At 61.3% G+C, this 4,763-nt stretch carries 3 protein-coding genes and 1 pseudogene; 2 read left to right on the top strand and 2 right to left on the bottom strand.

Annotated elements, in window-relative coordinates; translation table 11 throughout:
- Positions 1-45: 45 nt before the first annotated feature.
- Complete coding sequence (locus tag V9L18_RS21905; RefSeq protein WP_337349252.1) at positions 46-825, top strand: carbon-nitrogen hydrolase family protein; 780 nt, start codon at positions 46-48, stop codon at positions 823-825.
- 433 nt (positions 826-1,258) lie between these two features.
- On the opposite strand, the gene V9L18_RS21910 is transcribed toward V9L18_RS21905, so the two are convergent.
- Positions 1,259-2,386, bottom strand: a complete 1,128-nt coding sequence (locus V9L18_RS21910; RefSeq protein ID WP_337349253.1) for a hypothetical protein — start codon at positions 2,384-2,386, stop codon at positions 1,259-1,261.
- 165 nt (positions 2,387-2,551) lie between these two features.
- Here V9L18_RS21910 and V9L18_RS21915 point away from each other — a divergent pair.
- Positions 2,552-3,226, top strand: a pseudogene (locus tag V9L18_RS21915) (amino acid permease); the annotation flags it as partial.
- A 286-nt stretch (positions 3,227-3,512) separates the two neighbouring features.
- On the opposite strand, the gene V9L18_RS22120 reads toward V9L18_RS21915, so the two are convergent.
- Positions 3,513-4,607: an endonuclease VII domain-containing protein gene (locus V9L18_RS22120; protein WP_443198061.1), complete on the bottom strand. Its 1,095-nt coding sequence runs from the start codon at positions 4,605-4,607 to the stop codon at positions 3,513-3,515.
- Between the last annotated feature and the right edge of the window lie 156 nt (positions 4,608-4,763).

Here is a 4,763-nt window from a genome sequence, read left to right on the forward strand (position 1 = left end):
GCTTTTTCACCCGGGCCGGTGCGTGCAGTGAGGGAAGGAGCAGCCGTGAGGATAGCGCTGGGGCAGCTGGAGTCGGGTGCCGACATCCAAGCGAACCTCGCCGCGATCGGCCGGTTCGCCGCCGAGGCCGCGCGCGACGGCGCCGCGCTGGTCGCCTTCCCGGAGTACGCCACCTACGAGAAAAAGAAGGTGGACGCGACCTTCCCGGCGATGGCCGAGCCGCTGGACGGGCCCGTCTGCCAGGAGCTCGCCGGCGTTGCCGCCCGCCACCGCATCGCGCTGGTGGCGGGCGTGGTGGAAACCTCGGAGGAGCCGGGCAAGGCGTACAACACCCTGGTGGCGTTCGGGCCCGACGGCGGCCGGCTGGCTTTTTACCGGAAGATCCACCTCTTCGACGCGCAGGGCTTCGGGGAATCGACCTTCATCAAGCCCGGCCCGTCCACCGATCCGGTGGTGTTCGAGCACGGGGGAGTAGGGTTCGGGCTGATGACCTGCTACGACCTCCGGTTCCCGGAACTGGCCAGGTCACTGGCCGACGCCGGCGCGCAGGTCCTGCTGGTCTGCTCGTCCTGGGTGCCGGGCGAGCACAAGACCGAGCAGTGGCTGGCGTTGAACACGGCGCGGGCGATCGAGAACAGCGTATACGTGGCCGGGGTATGCCAGGCGCCGCCCGTGTCGGTGGGACGGAGTGTGCTGGTCGATCCGATGGGGATCGTCGAGGCGGATCTGGGGTTGGAGTCCGGAGTGCGGGCCATTGATGTTTCGCTGGAGGCTGTGGAACGGGTGCGGGAAGCGTTCCCGATGTTTCGGCAGCGGCGGCTGTAGGCAGCAATCCACTCATGCGGTCTGCTCCGACGACTGATCAACATCGCCTGCGCCGTCTACTTAATTGCCAGCACGCACCATTGTTGGGTGCTCCGGCAGTGGCAAGATGAGCGGAGGTGTTGGTAGCCGACTGAGGGCAGGTGGAAGTACGAGGGGTGTGGTCAGCTGAGGAGCGATGCAGCGGGTGAGCGGGCGGGGACAGAGCACGCCGAGCAGCAGCAGCGGCGGCTGAAGCTAACCGACGTCAACGTGGTCTACCACCGCGCGCTCAGGAAGGCGCCCGGGCGGCCCCATGGTGGGCAATACGATGAAGTGGTACGACATGTGTTCTACCTCAGCACCACCATGGGCCTGATATTCCTCCTCCATGAGCAGTGAGACTCATTAGTGGTAAGGGGAAAGCCACATGGCTCGCGAGTGAATCGCCTGCTAATTAGTTTCGATCCACAGTCCAAGAATAGTCCAAGTCACGCAGACCGTCTTTATCTCGCTCCCAGCGAGTGCCGTTCAGGGTGAACTGAACCCTATACATGGACTCGAATAGCGCTAAACATTCAGCCGGGGATGGATGGTCGGTGGGAAGCTCTTCTCTGTAGCTCACACTGACGCCAGGTGCTTGGGTCGGGAAGACCCGGATAGGCGCGGTGTACTCCCAGTCTTCTCGGTCTGAACCATGTGGTTCGGGATAAACAATCTGAATGTTATCGAGGCTTGAGCTGGTGCTGTTAGTGATCGTGCAAACGTACCTGAGATCACTCCCATGATTGACTCCTAGCAGCGCTCCGAGGCCACGTGGTCGAGTTATAGACTCTAATCCCAGATCAACCTGCACGCCCAAGGCAGTCTCCCGCTCTTTCGCCTTCCTGGACTGCTCGACCGTTACAAACTGTTCTCGCTCCTGCTGGTACTTGCTACGGGTGATCGCGATCGTTACGATGGCGGCGGCAAAACCTAAGGCAGTGGCAATTCCGGAGAACCATTCTGCGTAGTTCCCCCACTTTTCCTCATAAGGCACAACATCACTGACCCACGCCCAAGCAAAAGCTCCAGCAACCAGCGCAGTTATCACTATCCCGGTCACGAGCCACTTCTCCCGAAGGGTAAGTCGGTTATTGCTAACCACCAGTACACCTTCCATGGGGTGAGCCGGACGGCGCGTCAATATCACACTTATTGCGAGCCCAAAGAGGATGCTAAGCCAACCGAACGCAGGGTTCATCAGGCTTCCAAGCACCGCCAGCGCTGTGCCGGGTAGAAGTTGTATGAAGAGTGTCTTCCAATCTTGGGGGCGTAGCTTGTAAAAGAATCCGCCAGCCCTTTCCACCATCGTTATGTATCGGTAGAGCCCGAGGAACGTCAGTCCGGGTACTGCGAAGAACAACGCCAGCTTTAGGGCGGCTGCGTCGTCGCCCCATCCATATATCAGCCACAGAAGAAGCGGCCCGACGACGGCTAGACCCAGTGTGGCTATGCCAAAGAAGAGGGCAGTTTTTGGATAACTTTTGTCCTTTTGTTCTTTCGTTTCGTCGGTCACTCTGAACTCGTTTCTTCTTGCGGCCATGGTTCTTGGTAGTCCTTAGCGTTTACGGAGCTATTCGAGGCTGTGGATCGTTATCCAACGGCACCTTTCGCGAGGCACCTACAACTGCTTCGTGCACGCAAAATGTCTATCTTATCGCCGCGGCGCGCACGCTTTTGTTCGGTCCTGCCACGCCTTTCACGGCTCGCGGTGCTGATCTCCTACCTCGTGGCCGGCACCCTCATCATCCTGGTGATGTGGGCCCTCGGTGAGATGGCCGCGGCCAATCCGGACAGCGGTGCCTTCTCCGTCTATACCGCCGAGGCGTACGGGCCGGTGGTCGGCGCCACGGTGGGCTGGCTGTGGTGGCTGCAGCTCGTGGTGGTAATTGCGGCCGAAGCTCTCGGTGCGGCGGGGCTGATGGCCACCATCTTCCCAGCCCTGCCGGTGTGGCTGATGGCCTTTGTGTTCATCGTGGTGCTCACCGGGGTGAACCTGACGAGCGTGAAGAACTTCGGCGAGTTTGAGTTCTGGTTTGTGCTGCTCAAGGTGGCGGCGATCGTCGGGTTCCTCCTGGTTGGCGCTGCGCTGCTCTTTGGCTGGTTGGCGGGCGTGCAGTCGCCGGACCTGGCCAACTTCACCGGGGACGGTTTCGCGCCCAGCGGTTTCGGCGGGATTGCTACGGCCCTCTTTTGGTGGCGTTTGCATTCGGCGGCACCGAGATTAGGTCCGTGGCGGCAACCGAAACCGCCGAGCCGACCCGAAGCGTGAAGAAAGCAGTCACGGACCGTGCTGTGGCGCATCCTGGTGTTCTACATCGGTGCCATCTTCGTGATCGCGGCCGTGGTTCCCGTGGGTTCAGCGGGACTGAAGAGCCCGTTCGGCTTCTCGTGGCTCACGTGCTTCGGCCTGGTCATCCTCGCGGCGACCTACACGGTGGGCTTCATCGGCGGGGACTCCCGTCCCCAGCTCCTGAGTACTTTGCACTGGTGGCGGTCCTGGTAGTGGTGAATCGGGTGAACCACCGGAACCGGGACGCTCGGGGGTGTTGAATCGTCGGACGGTGAAAGTAGCCAGCGCTTATAGACTGATTTAGCGCCTGAGCCGTTTTAAGGGGTTAGGGCATGCGCAGGGCGCGTCCGGTCTGACTGGACGCGCCATTTTGCGACTAGCTAAACCGTTGCCGTGGGATAACGAGTACCGGCAAAGCAGTTGGCTCATCTCTTGACTGGAGGTGCGCCAAAATGTGGGGTACTCCTTCGACCAGATACCGGAAGCCTGCTTCCAGCCGCTCGGGCTTGTGATCGAACAGCCCGAGGGCAAGGTTGCATGCTCCGCAGATAAGCCCGCGTATGCAGTTGCCGCACGTCTTGTCCTTATCCGCGCAGCAGTTATGGTCGTGGTCCACGCTCAGCGACTTGCGCCCGAAGTCAGGGGGCTGCTTGCATATCCAGCAGACGTCGCCTTGGATGGCGAGTAGGGCGTCGTACTGCTCCCTTGTGATCCCAAACTTCCGCGCACGGGAGGCATCATTTGCGCATCGCAGGCAGCGGGAGGCAAGCCCATCGCCCGAACCGCCTTTTCCGTAATCCATTTCGGGTAGCCATTCACGACAACTAGTGCACCGCTTGTTGCCATCGTCGTCTCGCTCCAGCGACCCGAGCCTGTAGCGGGGGACAATTACCCGCATGGCGCCCGCATCCTTGTACTGAAGAGCGTGGGCTTTGCATAACGGGACCGGATCATCCTGGTAAATGTCCTTCCGTCCGCATTCCGTCCCATCAGGGCCGGGGCCCCCGCACCGCGTGCCGTTAGCCGATTTTCGCTTGATGGGGGTCAGCTCGCCGCGGTAATACTGGTTATAGTGAGTGCCGCAGAACCGCGAGCCGCGGGTTACCGCCTTGCGTTCGCACCCGTAATCGAGGGCGGCGCAATCGTTCCATTCGTCCCCCTTCGGCGGGAACTGCCACATCGACCCGTCTCGTTCGAGCTGCTTTGCATGTCCCTTGCAGAGGGGACCCGGGGGAAAGTTGAGCTGCGTCACTCGTCGCTCGCAGGGTTCCCTGTTGCGCCCCGGCCCTGTGCAGGTCAGGCCGCGATCTTTCCCCCGTGGTTGGAGAGGCTTGAACTCTTCACCTCGGTTCATCTGGAGGGCGTGCGAATTGCAGTACTTTCCGCCCTTGCTTCGCGTGCGAAGCTCGCAGCCGTATTCGGGGAGGGCGCTGCACAGGTTCCATCCGTCGGCGTCCTTTTTCGTCTCCATGCCCGAACTGTAACCGCCACTACCGACAAAATCAGACCCTGCACCCGCCACGGCCACTAAGCGTCCCAAACGTCATAGCGTTCTTCGTGGCGCTGGCCATCGGCAGCGTGGTGTCCGCCAACGGCGCCGGGGGACTGGCCAGCGGGCAGCCGTTCT

This window comes from Pseudarthrobacter sp. CCNWLW217 (genome assembly GCF_037203985.1).
Lineage (GTDB): Bacteria > Actinomycetota > Actinomycetes > Actinomycetales > Micrococcaceae > Arthrobacter.